Source organism: Lentibacillus cibarius, from assembly GCF_005887555.1.
In the GTDB taxonomy this organism is placed as follows: domain Bacteria; phylum Bacillota; class Bacilli; order Bacillales; family Amphibacillaceae; genus Lentibacillus; species Lentibacillus cibarius.
The window spans coordinates 778221-795907 of sequence record NZ_VCIA01000001.1 but is presented as its reverse complement, the minus strand read 5'-3'; the positions used below and the strand labels follow the sequence as shown (position 1 = coordinate 795907).

Sequence of the window (17687 nt, the reverse complement as noted above, 5' to 3'; positions counted from 1 at the left end):
GCCTTCTAGAAATCCATTGAAAAATGAAGCTCTACTTTGTCTATGTGGATACTGTTCTGTAATGATCTGTAATCCAAAGAACAGTAGAGCTTTCATTACACGTCTATTTCCACATAAGTTGTCCCCTTATCAGCAAATGACACCTGGTCACTGGTGAGGTCGACCATCCAGTCACGAAATGTCTGTTCTTCGCCGTCAGGAACATACACGACAAATTCCACTTTCTCCGTATAGTTGACCGCATCCACGATATACGTTGAATTGCGCAGTGCGTTTTCTAGTTTCCCATGCAGCGCATAGTCCGCTGTAATAGAAATGCCCCGCATGAGCCGACGCTCTACAACACCAGTAGTTTCGATGGCTAGTGATGTTGTGCTGCTATAAGCACGGATTAACCCTCCGGCACCAAGTTTAATACCACCGAAATACCGTGTCACAACGACGGCTGTATCTTTCAAATCCTTTTTCTTTAATACATCCAGAATAGGTACACCCGCGGTCCCACTTGGCTCCCCGTCATCGTTGGCTTTCTGGATTTGATTATGTTCCCCGACCATATAAGCTGAACAATTATGGGTAGCGTCGTGATGCTTTTTCTTAATCGCTTGGACAAAAGCTTGTGCTTCTTCTTCGGTTTCTACTCGTTTAACATATCCGATAAATCGTGACTTTTGTATGATTTGCTGGTCAAAATCCTCTTTTTTTACGGTATAATAGGACGATAGCATGTTGATTTTTACCTCCTGACTATTAGTATACTAGAAAATAATGCTTTGATGGATGTGGTTTCAGGATAATGTTCCTGTATATCCATTGTAAGCCCCTGAAAAAATGAACAGATACCGAATTATTATAACATAGGCTGGTGGGAATAGATGACAAAAAAACCAGGAGAAAAGGCACTGGATGCTATTGTTGAGGAAATGATTGATGTGGTGCACAAAAGCAAAGATGAAATATTTCATATCAGTGAGGAAGCACGCAAAGAACATGAACTGCTGGAAAAGGAGTTACAGGAAACAAAAGATAAAGTGATTGCGCATATCAATGATGGGGATGAACTGGAAAAAAAAGTACGTATGTCCAGACAGCACCTATCCGAGGTGAGCAAAAACTTTGATCGTTATTCTGAAAGTGAAGTTCGTGAAGTATATGAATATACCCATACTATGCAAACACGGCTCGCTATGCTGCGGCAGGAAGAAAAGATCTTGCGGGATAAGCGTGATGAATTGGAAAGGCGCTTGCAATCATTGGATCAAACGATTGAAAGATCTGAAGGGCTCACTAGTAAAGTGTCTGTCATCCTTACATATTTGAATGAGGATTTCAAACAAGTAAATGAAATGCTTGAAGAAGCTAAGGAAAAACAGGAATTCGGATTAAAAATTATCGAAGCCCAAGAGGATGAACGGAGAAAGTTATCCAGAGAAATTCATGATGGTCCGGCACAGATGCTCGCCAATATTTTGCTACGTTCCGAGTTGGTTGACAAGACCTTCCGAAATGGTACAACAGATGAGGTACTTTATGAAATTAAAAGTGTCCGGAAAATGATTCGGTCATCGTTGTATGAGGTCCGCCGCATCATTTATGATCTTCGGCCAATGGCCTTGGATGATCTTGGTCTTGTACCGACAATTAAAAAATATATTGCAACACTTTCCGATTATAATAATTTGAAAATTGATTTCAACCTTATTGGTGAAGAGCGACGGGTGAATCAGAAATATGAAATTGCTTTTTTTCGACTGATGCAGGAAGCGTTACAGAATGCTGTTAAACACGCAGAAGCATCTCAGGTTATCGTGAAACTAGAAATAGGCGTAAAAACAATCGCAATGGTAATAAAAGATAATGGAAAAGGGTTTGATCCTGCGATAAAACGGGAAAAGTCATTTGGCCTAATAGGAATGCGCGAGCGAGTTGATATGCTCAATGGCACTATGTCAATTAACTCCACAATTGGTGAAGGGACAGCAATTGTCATAAATGTTCCGTATAATCTTTCGTAACATGGCGCACTTGCTAAATGGATAAGGTATACTTATGATAGAGTGGAATAAAAACTATCATTTCCCCCACTGATTGAAGGTTTACTTTATGATCAGCGAATTGGAAATAGATTAGGTACTTAATAGATTGACATTTGGGAGGAACGCAGCTAATGACAACGAAACAGACAAAAATTGTATTGATAGACGATCATAAATTATTTCGTGAAGGGGTCAAGCGAATCTTGGAATTTGAATCATCCTTTAATGTCGTTGCGGAAGGGGAAGATGGATACGGATGCGCTGATTTAGTAAAAGAACATAACCCCGATGTTGTTTTAATGGATATTAATATGCCGCAATTGAACGGTGTACAAGCAACTGCTGACCTTGTGAAGAAATTCCCGGATGTAAAAATCATTATCCTTTCCATTCACGATGATGAAAGCTACGTCACCCACGCCTTGAAAACCGGCGCACAGGGTTACCTGTTGAAAGAAATGGATTCTGAGGCATTGATAGAAGCGATTAAAGTCGTCCGGGAAGGGGGTTCATACCTTCATCCCAAAGTAACGCATAATCTAGTCAAGGAATATCGCCGTCTTGCACAGGATAAGGTATCAGGTGTGGCAGAGAATCCTGTTAGCTATTATAAACCGCTGCACTTGCTAACGAGTAGAGAGTGTGAAGTGTTACAGCTCTTGGCGGATGGGAAAAGCAATCGTGCTGTAGCGGAGACCTTGTATATTAGTGAGAAAACGGTGAAAAACCATGTCAGTAATATTTTACAAAAAATGAATGTCAATGACCGCACACAAGCAGTTGTCTCCGCCATTCGCAAAGGTTGGGTGGAAGTGAAATTGTAAGTCTTCTTACCTTCCTGAATAGACATGGAAAACTGCTCCTGGATCGAGAGTGCAATTTTTCATCCGTTCATGTAAAATGAGAGAAAATCGACAAGTGCACTAAGGAGAAGGGTAACGATGCAAATCGCTGTAATGTCGGATAGCACGTCATACATGCCTGATGAATTGGTTGATCGATACAACATACATATCGTTCCGTTAAGCGTTGTGTTTGGCGATGCGTCCTACCGCGAAGGATTAGATATTACAACGGAAACGTTTTACCAAAAAGTGAAAGAAACAAAGGATTTACCGAAAACATCCCAGCCGTCCATCGGCATGATAACCGAAAAGCTAGAAAAACTTGCCGTGAACTATGATGCAGTTATTTCCGTTCATTTATCAGGTGGAATAAGCGGTACACATCAGTCTGTCATCAGTGCAGGAGAAATGGTCGATGGGATTGATGTCTACGCATACGATTCCGGATTAAGCTGTATGGCACAAGGTTTCTATGCGATTGAGGCTGCAAAACTTGCCGAAAGTGGTAAAAATCCGGAAGCGATCATTCAGCGGCTGGATAAGATGAAGCAAAGCATGCGTGCCTACTTTATGGTGGATGATTTAAGTCATTTACAACGTGGCGGGCGACTCAATGGTGCCCAGGCTATGGTCGGTAGTCTGTTGCAGGTTAAACCGGTACTTCATTTTGTGGATAAACAGATTGTTCCGTTTGAGAAGATCCGTACCCGTAAGAAAGCATTAAACCGTATCATGGGCATGCTTGAGTCGGACGCGGTACAGGGTGGTAAGCTGAAAGTGGCTTTTATCCATGCTAATAACGAGGCGGCTGCGATAAGTCTGAAGGAACAGTTTGATGCTGCCTACCCTAATATGGATACGATGATTAGTTATTTCGGCCCTGTAATCGGAACACATTTAGGGGAAGGTGCGGTCGGTGTTTGTTGGTATAAAGAATAAACGTATCTGATCCACCTAGTAAGTAATAATTACTGCGCAGGGACCGGACCAATATGTGCTGGTCTCTGCTATTTATTGATAAGGAGCGTGACGTGATGGATGAACAAGAGTGCCAAGAACTGAGTCACCGTTATGCGGGAAAGCTTTTGCTTAGAAACGAAATTCATCTTAACCATCCCCTTTTTCAAACACTCCTAAACACTTCCTATTTTTCTCCTCAATCCGCAATTAAGAAAAACTATTTCCATGATCAATGTCAACGGTGTGGTAACCAGAAACGCTCATTATTTGGACATCTTCCATGCTATATGTGTGGAAAAACGCATGTCTATTGCCGTAAATGTATTGATATGGGACGGGTCATGACATGCAAACTGCTCTACGAATGGACGGGCCCGGAACCGAATTGGCCGCGTTATCCGGATGCGTGCACATGGAATGGTGAACTGACAGCGACACAGCAAAAGGTGGCTGACCGTGTTACACAGGTCATTCAAGCTAGTGAAAAGGAACTACTCGTTTGGGCCGTTTGCGGGGCGGGGAAAACAGAGATGCTTTTTTCGGGAATATCGGAAGCGCTCAAACAAGGGCAGCGTATTTGTTTGGCAACGCCTCGATCGGATGTGGTGCTTGAATTACTGCCACGTATGCGAGAGGCGTTTGCTGCTGTTTCTATCCAAGGACTATATGGCGGAAGCGAGGATAAAGATGCAACCGCCCAGTTTATTCTGGCGACTACCCATCAATTAATGCGGTTCAAACATGCCTTCGATACCATTATTATTGATGAAGTCGATGCTTTCCCATATACACATGATCCGTCGCTGCCATTTGCTGCTAAGCGGGCGGTCAAACCGGCTGGTACCACCATTTACCTAACAGCTACACCAAGGCAAGAACACCAGGCAAAAATAGCCAGAAAAAAACTCCCACATGTTTTTGTGCCAGTCCGATTTCACGGGCATCCGCTGCCTGTGCCGGAATATCGTATGTGCCCTTCATTAAAGAAAGACTTCGAGCAGGGACACCCTCCTAATGCATTTTTGAAATGGTACAGTCGCCGTAAAAATACGAGTAGGCAACTCTTATTATTTGTTCCTTCCGTCCGGCTGGCTGAAGCACTTTCAGAAAGTTTGTCCGATATGCTGCAAGATCATGTGGTGCGGAGTGTACATGCAGCTGATACGGATCGCGAACAAAAGGTCAGTCAATTTCGTCATCGTGATTTTGATATCTTAATTACAACGACGATACTAGAACGTGGTGTCACATTCCCAGCCGTTGATGTTTGCGTCCTTGCTGCAAATCATCAAGTATTCGACGAAGCGGCGTTAGTTCAGATAGCCGGAAGGGCAGGCCGAAGCCCGGACGACCCAACAGGGGAGGTAATATTTTTCCACGATGGCAAAACGGAAGCAATGATTAAGGCGATAAAGTTGATTAAACGAATGAACAGACGAGGTGATTTTAAGTGATGCATTGCTTGTGGTGCGATGAGGCAATGGTTCCTTCAATCAACTGGCAAACGCTTATCAAATTAGCTGAGCCAAAACAGCTTTGTTCTACCTGTGAAAATGAGCTAGCCATTATGGAAGGGAATCGGTGTGTAAAATGCAGTCGGATGAGCGAAAGGGATGTTTGTCCTGACTGTGAACATTGGGAGATGCGTTGGCATCCTTGGGAAGATCCGCTAGCCTGTAATATTTCTGTTTTTCAATATAATGAATGGATAAAAGGAATGGTTACCAGATGGAAGTACCGTGGAGATTATTGTCTGGGAAAGGCGTTCCAAGTGTATTATCACAGGACGTTCAAGGAGCATTTCTCATTTTTACCGAGGCGCACGATTGTTGTCCCGATTCCGTTGAGTGATGAGCGGCTGAGGGAACGCGGGTTTAATCAAGCGGAGATGCTTGCGGAATGTCTGCCGGGTAACCTCTGTCAAGTGCTAACGCGCACGCATAGTGAAAAACAGTCCCAAAAAACGAAAGTACAGCGAATCACCGGGCGGAATCCATTTAAGTTGACGAAAGCTATTAACAATCCAGTCATTCTTGCCGATGATATTTATACAACCGGTGCAACATTGCGGCATGCTGCTTCATTATTAAAGCAGAGTGGATGTCCTGCCGTATATGCGCTGACATTGATTCGTGGATAACCTGTATAATGGTATCATAGAGAGAAAGAGGCGAGATACATGGGTGAATTGGCAAATTGCTCCCGCTGTGGTACGGTGTTTGTGAAAACTGCCCGTGATATATGTCCATCGTGCTACAAAGAAGAAGAACAAGCTTTTCAGGTTGTTTACCGTTTTTTGCGGAAACGGGAGAACAGAGAAGCAACGATGAACGAAATTATAAAAGCAACTGGTGTTGAAGAAGCGTTGATCATTGAGTTTGTAAAAACAGGGCGGCTGCGCACATCAGAATTTCCAAAGCTTGCTTACCCTTGTGAACGTTGTGGTGTTGCTATTGTCAGGGGGCGATTTTGTGCCAGCTGCATAGAACAATTAAAAAATGATCTTAAGCACCATGAATCTCACAAGCAAAGTGAATCTGCAGCTAACAAGCCGGAAGCCGTTTATTATTCATTTGATAACGAATAACAAAAACGATATATATGTTGCAGAACAGATTAAAATGGGGGGGAGAATGGTGAAGATACACGGATCCGGTCAGACTAATTTCAATCCATATAAAAACAGGCTGCAAAAGCAAATGAATGATTCCAAAGGTACCGGTAAGAAGGACCAGTTGGAAATTTCCGATGAAGCAAAAAAGTTGCATAACAGTGAAAAAACGGACGCTAAACGTGCGTCTTATGTACAGAAGATGAAAGATGCCGTAGATAAAGGGACCTACCAGATCGATTATGAAAAAACCGCCCGGCGCATGATGGATTTCTGGTCAACAAATACGAAGGGAGGAGACTGATTTGTCCATTCAGTCAATCAACCACGCACTTAACAAATTGACCAGTTTACATGAAAGCCTGCTCACCCTTTCTAAGGAGAAAACGGAAATAGTAAAAGAAGGTTCCGTTGCTAAATTACAGTCACTGCTTATCAAGGAACAAAAGTTTGTACAAGCAATAGAGCAGGCGGAATGGAAACGGCAGCAAGCAGTCCACGCATGGGCCATACAGCATCACACCGATCCTGATACGGTGACAATCACATATATCTTAAAAAACGAAACAGATAAAACTAGTGGTAAAGAACTGGAACAATGGAGCACCAGGCTCACCAGCACACTGGCACAGTTGAAACAACAGGAACATCTTAATCGGGAATTAGTTAAACAGTCACTGCAGTTTGTTGAATTATCGCTGGATATGTTAAATCCAACAATTCAGGGGATGAACTATGGTGACAAGCGATCATCAGCTGTACCAGTAAGGTCTGTCTTTGATTCAAAGGCGTAAAAAGAAAGGAGCAAGCCGATGAGTACATTCCATGGATTGGAAATGGCGAAACAAGCCCTGTTTGCCCAACAATCGGCATTATATACTACAGGTCACAACATCTCAAATGCGAATACAAAAGGCTATACACGGCAACGGGTAGACTTTGAAACAACATCAGCTTATTCGCCTGCAGCGCGGAATCGTCCGGAAATAGCTGGCCAACTCGGAACCGGAGTCAATTCAGGCTCTGTGCAGCGGATTCGCAATCAGTTTCTTGATTACCAGTTCCGCTCAGAAAATAGTAAAGCTGGTTACTGGGAAACGAAGGCTGATGCACTAAGCCGTATGGAAACCCTGATGAATGAACCGTCTGAACAGGGATTGAACAAAACAATGGATCAATTTTGGCAGTCGCTTCAGGATTTAGCCGCAAACCCGGAAAGTTCCGGAGCCCGGTCGGTTGTTGCTCAAAGAGGACAGGCTGTTGCCGATACGTTCAACTATCTGTCTGATTCATTAAGTTCTATGCGAGCTGATGTCAGTGGTCGAATTGATTTAACAAAGAATCGGGCGAATACGATTCTTGAAAAAGTCAATTCCATCAATAAGCAGGTAAAAAATATTGAGACAAATGGTCAACTAGCTAACGACTTATACGATGAGCGCGATAGGCTGATTGATGAACTGTCCGGTATTGTTAAAATTGACGTTGGCTATACCAAAAGCAGTGACAGTGCCCCGGATATTGCTGATGGGCTGGCAACGATAAAACTTGCTGGTAAAAACGGCGAAACACTCGATAGCACAGCGGTGCTGGTGAATGGCGATCTTTCTAAAGGTGAACTGGATTTTAACAAAATTGATATAGATAGCGCTGAAGACGGCTACAAGGAAATTAGCAGTATTAATGTCAATGGTGAATCCTATAGCCCGACACAATTTACTTCAGAAGGCTCACTGACAGGTCTTATCGAGTCGTACGGATACAGTGAAAATGGCGAGACAGCGGGGACGTTCCCTGATATGCTGAATGACCTGGACACCATGGCATCCAAGTTTGCAAAGGCGTTTAACGATGTTCACAATGATGGTGCTGATTTGAAAGGAGAACAGGGGATACCCAACTTTTTCAAAAATGCATCCGATCAGGGAGCTGCAGCTAATATTACGGTTAATGAAAATATCATGAACGAACCTGACCTGATCGCGGCGAGTAACGGCAAAGGTTCCGGAGATGGTGGCAACGCATCTGATTTAGCGGATGTTTTCACTGACACGGATGTTGGCTTAGGTGAAAACACATCCGTTAAGAGTTTCTATGAATCTATTATCGGGGACATGGGTGTCAACGCTGAGAAAGCCAACACCATGGTAGAAAACACTGGCATTCTTAAGTCACAGGTGGAAACGCAGCGGGAATCCGTTAGTTCGGTATCATTGGATGAGGAAATGTCCAATATGATTAAGTTCCAGCAAGCGTACAATGCCGCAGCTAGAAGCATGACGACTGTTGATGAGCTTCTCGACCGTGTTATTAACAATATGGGATTAGTGGGAAGGTAGGTGACTAATCATGCGGATTACACAAAGCATGCTTTCAAGTAACATGCTGAAAAACTTATCGAACAGCTATTCTAAATTAAATAGCTCTATGGATCAGTTATCCACAGGCAAAAAGATTAACCGTCCTTCTGATGATCCGGTGATCGCCATGAAAGGGATGGGATACCGTACTCAAGTAACGGAAGTCGATCAATTTAAGCGCAACACGAATGAAGTGCACAGTTGGATGGACAATTCGGATGCGGCGCTGGACAAGGCGACAAAAGCGCTGCAAAGAATGCGAGAACTAGCAGTGCAGGCTAGCAATGACACGTATGACGAAGGAGAACGGCAAAATGTCAAAGAAGAGGTTGAACAGCTAAAAGAACATCTGGTTGACATTGCCAACACTAATGTTAACGGAAAGTATATTTTCAATGGGACGGATACGGACACGGAACCCGTCACAACCAATGGTGAAGGTGAAATCACCTACGCGGAAAATGCTGCTCCAATCAAGATTGAAGTAGCAAATGGAACAAAGCTCCAGGCGAATGTTGATCCAACACAAGTTTTCAGTGAAGACTTGTTTGATGAAGATATCAAATCGTTTTTACAAGCACTGGAGGGGAATGACCAGAAAGCGATAAAGGAAAGTATCGACACGATTGACGACAACATCGATAACGTCATTAATGTTCGAGCTGACCTTGGCGCACGTATGAACCGCCTCGAATTGGTGGAGAACCGTTTGGATGACCAGGAAATTGCTGCGAAAAAGATGATGTCTGAAAATGAAGATGTTGATTATGAAAAGGTTATTACTGAACTGACCACACAGGAGAGTGTCCACCGTGCGGCTTTGTCAGCGGGTTCACGAATCATTCAGCCGACGCTAATTGACTTCTTGCGTTAATCTGTTGTAGTACATGTAGTTGACGACAAGGATAACTAAATGCGAAGGACTGATTGGGATGCAGATGTTGCAAATCCGGATGGAATCACAACCGGCAAAGATTCATATTCAAACGTCACCGCCTATTCAGAAGATTCACCAGTCACAAGCGGAAATGTCTATCCGGCAGCCTAAAGCAGACTTATCCATAACGACAACACCTTCAAAGCTCACGATTGATCAGACAAAAGCGTGGGAAGATATGAACCTTATGTCCCTTTCTAAATGGATGGAAAAATTTGCTGATGAAGGGCGTAAAGGTGCGATGGAAGGTACTGCACGGCGAGTCAGGCAAGGTGCCGAACTGATGACAATTGAACATGACGGAAATCCAATTGCAAGACAGGCTTCCGGTAATGCTTTTGACGAAATGAAGCGGATTGGCATTACATTTGTTCCTTCCCCTTTTGCTGTCAAGTTGAATTATAGGCCTTCTAAAGTACAGATTGATGCTCGAGCAAATGAACCAATGATCAATGCTGAACCGCAAAAGGTAATACACCAATACACTCCAGGCGATGTGGCAATTACCATGCAACAGCATCAAGATTTACAAATTGACTTTGTCCGGTAGTGAACGACAGCAGGCATTCTGCCACAAGACGTGTCGCTTTGGGATTTTTGCACAGGTTAGGCTAGGAAAGGATGGATGGAATGTATATACAGACAAAATATTTTGGAGAAATGGATGTAGATGAGAACTCTATTATCCACTTTTCCACAGGACTGCCGGGGTTTCCGGATGAAAGAGAATTTGTATTAATCAATCTATCCGATACCTCCATTTATCAAGTGTTGCAATCAATAAATAATAAAGTAACTGCTTTTATCGTTGTTAACCCGTATGATATTTATCAGGATTACGTCTTTGATCTGGACGATAGCCTGATTGAAGCGCTGCAAATTACGGACGAAGAGAATGTGGTTGTTATGAGTATTGTAACGTTGAAATCCCCATTTGAATATAGCACGCTTAATTTGAAAGCACCTCTCATTATTAATTATAAAAATAGACAAGGAAAGCAGTACATAATAGATACGGATGACTATTCAATCAAAGCTGCTATTGATCCCCGGGCTTCCTCGTCCGTGAAAGGAGAGTAGCTATGCTTGTACTAACTCGTAAACGGAATGAGTCGATTCAAATAGGGGATGACATTGAAATAAAAATACTGGCGATTGACGGTGATCAGATAAAGTTGGGGATAGATGCCCCAAAAACGGTGGATATCCATCGTAAAGAAATCTATCTTGATATCCAAGAGCAGAACAATGAGGCTGCCAGTCTGTCGACAGATGTCCTGGAACTGTTGCAAAAAAGTGAAAAGTAAATGGGAACAGCCAAGCAATCTACTAAACATTACGCCTGTTTTTGCCGATATAATGAAATATACGAGGGTATGCTTAGGCAAGTTAGAAGATGCTTCAGATATTGGCTGGAAGGAGTGCTTTAAAAATGGCAATGAGTAAGGCATATCAGACATATCAGAACAACTCAGTGAACACGGCGACAAGCGGAGAGTTGACATTGAAATTGTATAATGGCTGCATTAAATTTATCAGACAGGCAATGCAGGATCTAGAAAATAAAAATTATGAAGCCAAAAACACAAATATTAAGAAATCGCAAAACATCATTCATGAATTAATGGTGACACTGGATATGAATGTAGACATTTCGCGGCAAATTATGCCATTATATGAATACATTCAATATCAGCTGAAAGAAGCCAATATAAAGAATGATAGCCAAGCATTGGAGGAAGCACTGAATTATGTTGTTGAATTCCGTGATACATGGAAAGAAGTTTTAAAGATAACCCGTCAGCAACAGTATGTCAAGGATGGTCGGGTGTAATGAACCGGCTTCAAAACTTATGGGATACAACTAATCTGCTTCACGACGTTCTAACTGAAGCAATGGAGACCAAGAATCGTGAGAAGAACATTGAGCGGATTAACGAGTTGGTTGAATATAGGGGTGAATTGCTGCAGCAGGTTGTTCCCCCTTTTACCGATGATGAAAAACGGCTAGGTAAGCAACTAATCCTCCTTAATGAGCAAGTTCAGGAGAAAATGGATACCTTGTTTACCACATTAAAACAGGAAATGAAACAAATGAAAAAGCAGAAGAAATCCAACCGTACATATATAGACCCATACGAACATGTCAAAACAATCGACGGCATGTTTCTGGACAGTAAAAAGTAACAATAGCTTTCGTGTTATTCCCGGGGCTTTCTATTTCACATACACATGTAGACGGACCTCACTAATCCTTTTCATTAATCGCAAGTTTTGGGAGGAAAAAACCGTGGAAATGTAGTATACTATAGGTATAAGATGAAAGGAGGACACTTATTATGAAGTACAACATCCGTGGTGAAAATATTGAGGTGACAAAAGCAATACAAGAATACGTAGAAAAGAAAATCGGTAAATTGGAGAGATACTTTGATACACCACCTACATCCGATGTACATGTAAATCTAAGTGTCTATAATGACGAACAACGCATTGAGGTAACGATTCCAATGACAAATTTGCTGCTCCGTGCGGAAGTGCAGCATATTGACTTATATGCAGCTATTGATCTCGCTGTTGATAAACTGGAACGTCAAATCCGTAAGTACAAAACGAAAGTGAATCGTAAATTCAGACAAGAAGGTTCACCAAAACATATATTTGCTGAAATGGAAAAAGAAGCAGATAATGAAACAGGCGAGTCTGATGAAATAGACATTGTCCGTAAAAAACAATTTGACCTGAAACCAATGGACTCAGAAGAAGCTGTCCTGCAAATGGATATGCTTGGACATGCTTTTTATGTATTTACCAATGCGATTTCCGGTGACACGAATGTCGTCTACCGTAGAAAAGACGGCCGATATGGATTGATTGAACCTAACAGCTGAACAAAATAGAACATATACGTGCGAAATGAAAGCTAACTTGATATGTAAAAACATCAAAGATCCGTATTTACCGGCGACCTCTACAAAAGGGGTCGCTTTTCTTATTTATATAAAATCTGCATAAGCCTTGGCATCATGGGTTATATTTCAGTTTTGCAACCAATATGTCGAAATTTGTCACACAGAATGCCAAATTTTAAATTTGGCAACTGTTATTCTGTTATTTTTGATAATTGATGCAAAAACACGCTTGAAAATTGCCATTTCCATGTCGAAACATGTCGATTCAAAAGCCAAATTTCAAAAATGGCAATTGGTGTTATGTGATTGTTTCGTGGTATAAATGAACCATACCATAAAGACCTGCGGTGATATGTCAAGAGGAAAATAACTAAATATTCGATTGTCAAGGTTCAATTTTGCGAAAAAAGGCATCAGGAAACTAGACCAGTAAATAAATGGAAATTACTGGTAATCAGTAAAAGGATTTAGAAGCTATTTGTGCTTCATGCATTCACGCTCCTTTTTGGCGTGTAGATTTGGTGATTGCGTAGTAGCACATCCACCAAACGCACTAATTTTCTTGCGGTTAAGACGAGTGCTCTTTTGTGTTGATGCTTAGGTACTTCACTGTATTTTTTCGCGTAATATGCTTGATACTCAGGAACGTGCCGTCTTACCGAGTTGGCGGCTTCAACCAGGTAATATCTGAGGTACTGATTCCCGTTACGCGTAAGTGAAGTGTCGTCAGCTGTGAAGCGGCCTGATTGGTGCTTTCGCCAATAAAGGCCTGCATATTTGGCTATCTTAGTTTCATCATCAAATCGCTCAATTTGGCCGATTTCGGCGATGATTCCCGCAGTAAACACGGGCCCGATGCCTGGGATAGTGACAAGCGTTTGTGGCAGTCCAGCCATGATACGCTCGATTGCTTTATCAATTTCCTTTATCTGTTTTTGGAGTGTGCGAATGACTTCGATAGTTGTACCAAGAATAACATCGATAGAGTCTTCCACAACCTTGTCCAGACGGTAAGAAGAACGAACGGCTTTCTGAATGGATTTCGCAACACATTCCGGGTCACCAAAGCGATTTCTGCCCTTTTCTTGTAGAAAATCAGCTAGATCTTCAACCGGCATTTGCGCAAGTTCATCCAGACTGAACTTCTCGAAAAACAGTTCCATCATGGCATTCCCAAAAACGGAAGAATCGACTTCCTCTTTGAAGGTATTGCATTTAAAACTCAAGTGTTGAAGGAAGTGCTGCTTTTCCTTGGTAACCTGATGAACTAGCTGATACCTGGAGCGTGTAAGCTGTTGGAGCGCAACATATTGGCTCTCTTTGACAACAGACATTGGCAATCGGCCAAAACGCAGATAATCGGCGATGACGAACGCATCAATTTCATCGGTTTTGTCCATGTCGCTATAACTCTTTTTAAAGTTCGCAATCTGTTTTGGATTCATGACAAATACCTCTGCGCCAAGTGCTTTGAGTGCCTCATCATGATGAAGAAACATGGATGGATGAAAACTATAAACGGACGTGGATTCAAGCCCGAATTTGAGCGTATCAACAGCCTGATCACGCAAATATTCCAAAACAGTATCCCGAAGCTCACTAGCACCAGGAAGGTCATTGGAAACCGTGAAGGATTTAACCTTTTCTCCTTCACCATCCAGCAAACAAATCTTGATATCAAAAGAACTAACATCTAATCCAGCAAATAATTTCATGGGGGGTTCTCCTCCTTTCGATTTAGAATCATTGGTACTATTTCTTGGACGCCCTGAGATATCCCTAGTGTGAACGCCGATCAGCAACCTCGTGTATAAGTACTAACCCTGATTCGAAAGCCGCCCTGGGGCTACTAACACCCAGGTTCGAGATTCAGGGTGCACAGCCTGCGAGTAGGAAGGTCCGAACGCACACTGGGAAACAGTCTTTACGTGTGGTCTAGCCACAAGGGGGAAAAGAATTGTCCCAAATGATCCTAAGACCATTATCTAGGAACATCACGGGACGTCCAAGACTTTTGACTATATCCAGCAGGAAAAGTAAGAAAATATGGGCTCAAATGATAGGGCCTAAACATAATATACGAGGGGGGACGATGTGAGTGAACGTAAGTATGATGAATTGGTCAGGAAGGTGCAGCAACATGAGCAAACCATTGCCCAATTAGTAACAATTATAGCTGCAACGAATCGTCGTCTTGACGAATTAGATGAGAAGAATAACAGGAGTTCGCATACCTATTCACTTACATAAAACTTCTATAACCCTCCTGTTAAGTATCCTCATTATGCCTCTGTATTCCTCGACGAAAGAACAGTTCATCCCCGGACTGTTCTTTCTTTTTGGCTAACAGTAGAATAAGTGCGGGAAGCCGCGAAGGTGACACGAGCAGTGCGTCAATCAGTTGTCACGCGGTTTGAGATGAGTTATCATTAGTAATGGACTATAATAGAAGGCTGTATTTTTGTTGAAACCATATGAGGAGCGTTGTAAATGGCTGGATTATTAACCAAGATTTTTGGTGACGGAAATAAAAAGCAACTCAATCGCCTGCAGAAAAAAGTAGATCAAATAGAAGTTTTAGAACCTGATATTGAAAAGCTGTCTGATGAGGAACTTAAGCAAAAAACAGATGAGTTTAAACAACGGTATGCGAATGGTGAATCACTAGACGATATGCTTGTAGAGGCCTATGCCGTGGTAAGAGAAGGGTCGAAGCGGGTACTTGGCATGCGTCCATTCCCAGTTCAGCTAATGGGTGCGGTGGCATTGCATGAAGGTAATATTGCCGAAATGAAGACAGGGGAGGGAAAGACGCTAGCCTCAACGATGCCTGCTTATTTGAATGCCCTATCAGGCAAAGGTGTTCATATCATCACGGTTAACGACTACTTAGCCGGACGTGACGCAAACGATATGGGGGAACTGTATAACTTTTTGGGACTGACTGTTGGCTTGAACGGCAATGGAATGACCAAAGAAGAGAAGCGAGAAGCGTATTACAGTGATATCACGTATGGAACGAATAATGAGTTTGGATTTGATTATCTGCGTGACAACATGGTTCTGTATAAAGAGCAGATGGTACAGCGCCCATTGAACTTTGCTATTATTGACGAAGTGGACTCGATTCTGATTGATGAGGCACGAACACCATTGATTATTTCAGGTACTGCGCAAAAATCAGCAACGATGTACCAGCAAGCAAATGCGTTTGTTCGAACATTAAAGCATGAGACAGACTATACGTATGACGAAAAAACGAAAGGTGTGCAATTAACGGAAGAAGGAATTAATAAGGCAGAACGTTACTTCGGCATTGAAAATTTGTTTGATTTAAATCATGTTACGCTAACACACCATATTAACCAGGCCATGAAAGCCCATGCATCGATGCAACGTGATACTGATTATGTTGTCCAAGATGGCGAGGTCGTTATCGTGGACCAATTCACCGGCCGGTTGATGAAAGGTCGCCGCTATAGCGATGGACTTCACCAGGCTATTGAGGCTAAAGAAGGGCTGCAGATCCAGAATGAAAGCATGACTCTGGCCTCGATTACATTCCAGAATTTTTTCCGTATGTATCAGAAACTTTCTGGTATGACGGGTACCGCTAAAACTGAAGAAGAGGAATTCCGCAATATATACAACATGGACGTTATAGCTATCCCAACGAATGAACCGATTATCAGGGATGACAAGGCGGATATGATCTATAAAACTGCAGAAGGGAAATTTCGTGCTGTTGTTGATGATATTAAAAGACGGCATGAAGCGGGTCAGCCTGTCCTAGTCGGAACAGTCGCTGTTGAGACGTCTGAATTGATTTCCAAGATGCTTAAAAAAGCAGGCGTTCCACATGACGTCCTGAACGCTAAAAATCATTACCGTGAAGCGGAAATTATTGAAAATGCCGGACAAAAAGGTGCTGTCACGATTGCAACGAACATGGCCGGCCGCGGTACCGACATCAAACTCGGCGAGGGTGTAACGGAGTTGGGCGGATTGGCTGTTATCGGAACCGAACGTCACGAATCACGCCGGATTGATAATCAGCTCCGTGGACGTTCGGGACGTCAGGGCGATCCTGGTTCATCCCAATTCTATCTGTCGATGGAAGACGAGCTGATGCGTCGGTTCGGGTCTGAAAACATGCGATCAATGATGGAAAAACTAGGTATGGACGACTCCCAGCCAATTGAGAGTAAAATGGTTTCCCGAGCAGTTGAATCTGCCCAAAAACGAGTAGAAGGAAATAATTTCGATGCGCGTAAAACGGTGCTTTCCTACGATGATGTCCTCCGCCAGCAGCGTGAAATCATTTATAAACAGCGGTTTGATGTCATTGAAGCTAATGAGAATCTCCGTGAAATAGTGGAAGGCATGATTAAGTCAACACTTGAGCGTGTCGTGGAAGCGAATACCCAGGATGAACTTGCTGAAAACTGGGAACTGGAAACCATCATCGAGTATGTGCATGGTAACCTATTAGACGCCGATGATATTTCTGTTGACGACATTAAGGGTAAAGAACCTGAAGAAATAATCGATTTTATCATGGCTATCGTTAAACAGCGCTATGACGAAAAAGAACAGGAACTATCACCTGAACAAATGCGTGAGTTCGAAAAAGTGATTGTGTTACGGACCGTCGATACCAAATGGATGGATCACATCGATCAAATGGACCAGCTTCGTCAGGGAATTCACCTGCGTGCATACGGTCAGAACGATCCGCTTCAGGAATATCAGGCTGAAGGCTTTCAGATGTTTGAACAGATGGTCATTGACATTGAGGAAGAAGTTGCTAAATACGTAATGAAGGCCCAAATACGGGATAACTTGCAGCGTGAGGAAGTTGTGAAGAATACACAAGCTGTCTCAGGCGAGCAGGAAGAAAAGAAAAAAACACGGAAACCTTACGTGAAAACGGAGAGCACCGGCCGAAATGAGCCGTGTCCATGTGGCAGTGGTAAAAAGTATAAGCACTGTCATGGGAAATAACCAATTAATTTTATGAGGTGAG

20 protein-coding genes are annotated in these 17687 nt (G+C 42.7%); 18 read left to right on the top strand and 2 right to left on the bottom strand.

Annotated elements, in window-relative coordinates:
* Positions 1–95: 95 nt before the first annotated feature.
* Positions 96–728, bottom strand: coding sequence for a YigZ family protein (locus tag FFL34_RS04010; RefSeq protein ID WP_138601693.1), 633 nt, complete (start codon positions 726–728; stop codon positions 96–98).
* A 147-nt stretch (positions 729–875) separates the two neighbouring features.
* On the opposite strand from FFL34_RS04010, the gene FFL34_RS04005 reads away from it, so the two are divergent.
* The 16 genes from FFL34_RS04005 to hpf all read left to right on the top strand — a co-directional run bounded on the left by FFL34_RS04005 (position 876) and on the right by hpf (position 12640).
* Complete coding sequence (locus FFL34_RS04005) at positions 876–2015, top strand: sensor histidine kinase (RefSeq protein WP_138601691.1); 1140 nt, start codon at positions 876–878, stop codon at positions 2013–2015.
* Between the two features lie 152 nt (positions 2016–2167).
* A complete protein-coding gene (locus tag FFL34_RS04000; RefSeq protein ID WP_138601689.1) occupies positions 2168–2860 on the top strand; it encodes a response regulator in 693 nt (230 codons plus the stop codon).
* A 117-nt stretch (positions 2861–2977) separates the two neighbouring features.
* On the top strand, positions 2978–3820 hold the full coding sequence (locus FFL34_RS03995; RefSeq protein WP_138601687.1) for a DegV family protein: 843 nt from the start codon (positions 2978–2980) through the stop codon (positions 3818–3820).
* A gap of 362 nt (positions 3821–4182) precedes the next feature.
* A complete protein-coding gene (locus tag FFL34_RS03990) occupies positions 4183–5295 on the top strand; it encodes a DEAD/DEAH box helicase (RefSeq protein ID WP_234031417.1) in 1113 nt (370 codons plus the stop codon).
* A complete protein-coding gene (locus tag FFL34_RS03985) occupies positions 5295–5981 on the top strand; it encodes a ComF family protein (RefSeq protein ID WP_138604663.1) in 687 nt (228 codons plus the stop codon). The genes FFL34_RS03990 and FFL34_RS03985 overlap by 1 nt, the downstream gene beginning before the upstream one ends.
* A gap of 39 nt (positions 5982–6020) precedes the next feature.
* Positions 6021–6428, top strand: coding sequence for a TIGR03826 family flagellar region protein (locus FFL34_RS03980; RefSeq protein WP_138601683.1), 408 nt, complete (start codon positions 6021–6023; stop codon positions 6426–6428).
* Between the two features lie 46 nt (positions 6429–6474).
* Entirely contained in the window at positions 6475–6756 is a 282-nt protein-coding gene (gene flgM, locus FFL34_RS03975; protein ID WP_181954958.1) for a flagellar biosynthesis anti-sigma factor FlgM, read from the top strand.
* A 1-nt stretch (position 6757) separates the two neighbouring features.
* Positions 6758–7246, top strand: a complete 489-nt coding sequence (locus FFL34_RS03970) for a flagellar protein FlgN (RefSeq protein WP_171046256.1) — start codon at positions 6758–6760, stop codon at positions 7244–7246.
* 18 nt (positions 7247–7264) lie between these two features.
* Complete coding sequence (gene flgK, locus FFL34_RS03965) at positions 7265–8791, top strand: flagellar hook-associated protein FlgK (protein ID WP_138601677.1); 1527 nt, start codon at positions 7265–7267, stop codon at positions 8789–8791.
* A 10-nt stretch (positions 8792–8801) separates the two neighbouring features.
* Positions 8802–9686, top strand: a complete 885-nt coding sequence (gene flgL / locus FFL34_RS03960) for a flagellar hook-associated protein FlgL (RefSeq protein ID WP_138601675.1) — start codon at positions 8802–8804, stop codon at positions 9684–9686.
* Between the two features lie 58 nt (positions 9687–9744).
* Positions 9745–10299: a DUF6470 family protein gene (locus FFL34_RS03955; RefSeq protein ID WP_138601673.1), complete on the top strand. Its 555-nt coding sequence runs from the start codon at positions 9745–9747 to the stop codon at positions 10297–10299.
* An 80-nt stretch (positions 10300–10379) separates the two neighbouring features.
* Complete coding sequence (fliW, locus tag FFL34_RS03950) at positions 10380–10829, top strand: flagellar assembly protein FliW (RefSeq protein ID WP_138601671.1); 450 nt, start codon at positions 10380–10382, stop codon at positions 10827–10829.
* A 2-nt stretch (positions 10830–10831) separates the two neighbouring features.
* Positions 10832–11056, top strand: coding sequence for a carbon storage regulator CsrA (gene csrA, locus FFL34_RS03945; protein ID WP_138601669.1), 225 nt, complete (start codon positions 10832–10834; stop codon positions 11054–11056).
* Between the two features lie 125 nt (positions 11057–11181).
* Positions 11182–11583 carry a flagellar export chaperone FliS gene (fliS, locus tag FFL34_RS03940; protein WP_138601667.1) on the top strand — a complete coding sequence of 134 codons (402 nt, stop codon included), beginning with the start codon at positions 11182–11184 and terminating at the stop codon, positions 11581–11583.
* Positions 11583–11936, top strand: a complete 354-nt coding sequence (locus tag FFL34_RS03935; protein ID WP_138601665.1) for a flagellar protein FliT — start codon at positions 11583–11585, stop codon at positions 11934–11936. Before fliS ends, FFL34_RS03935 begins: the two co-directional genes overlap by 1 nt.
* Positions 11937–12088: 152 nt before the next feature.
* Positions 12089–12640, top strand: a complete 552-nt coding sequence (gene hpf, locus FFL34_RS03930; protein ID WP_138601663.1) for a ribosome hibernation-promoting factor, HPF/YfiA family — start codon at positions 12089–12091, stop codon at positions 12638–12640.
* 506 nt (positions 12641–13146) lie between these two features.
* Here the strand turns inward: hpf and FFL34_RS03925 are convergent.
* Positions 13147–14376 carry an IS110 family RNA-guided transposase gene (locus FFL34_RS03925; protein WP_138601661.1) on the bottom strand — a complete coding sequence of 410 codons (1230 nt, stop codon included), beginning with the start codon at positions 14374–14376 and terminating at the stop codon, positions 13147–13149.
* A gap of 379 nt (positions 14377–14755) precedes the next feature.
* Here FFL34_RS03925 and FFL34_RS18140 point away from each other — a divergent pair, with 379 nt between their 5' ends.
* Positions 14756–14911, top strand: coding sequence for a hypothetical protein (locus FFL34_RS18140; RefSeq protein WP_171046255.1), 156 nt, complete (start codon positions 14756–14758; stop codon positions 14909–14911).
* A gap of 240 nt (positions 14912–15151) precedes the next feature.
* A complete protein-coding gene (gene secA, locus FFL34_RS03920; protein WP_138601659.1) occupies positions 15152–17665 on the top strand; it encodes a preprotein translocase subunit SecA in 2514 nt (837 codons plus the stop codon).
* Positions 17666–17687: the final 22 nt, after the last annotated feature.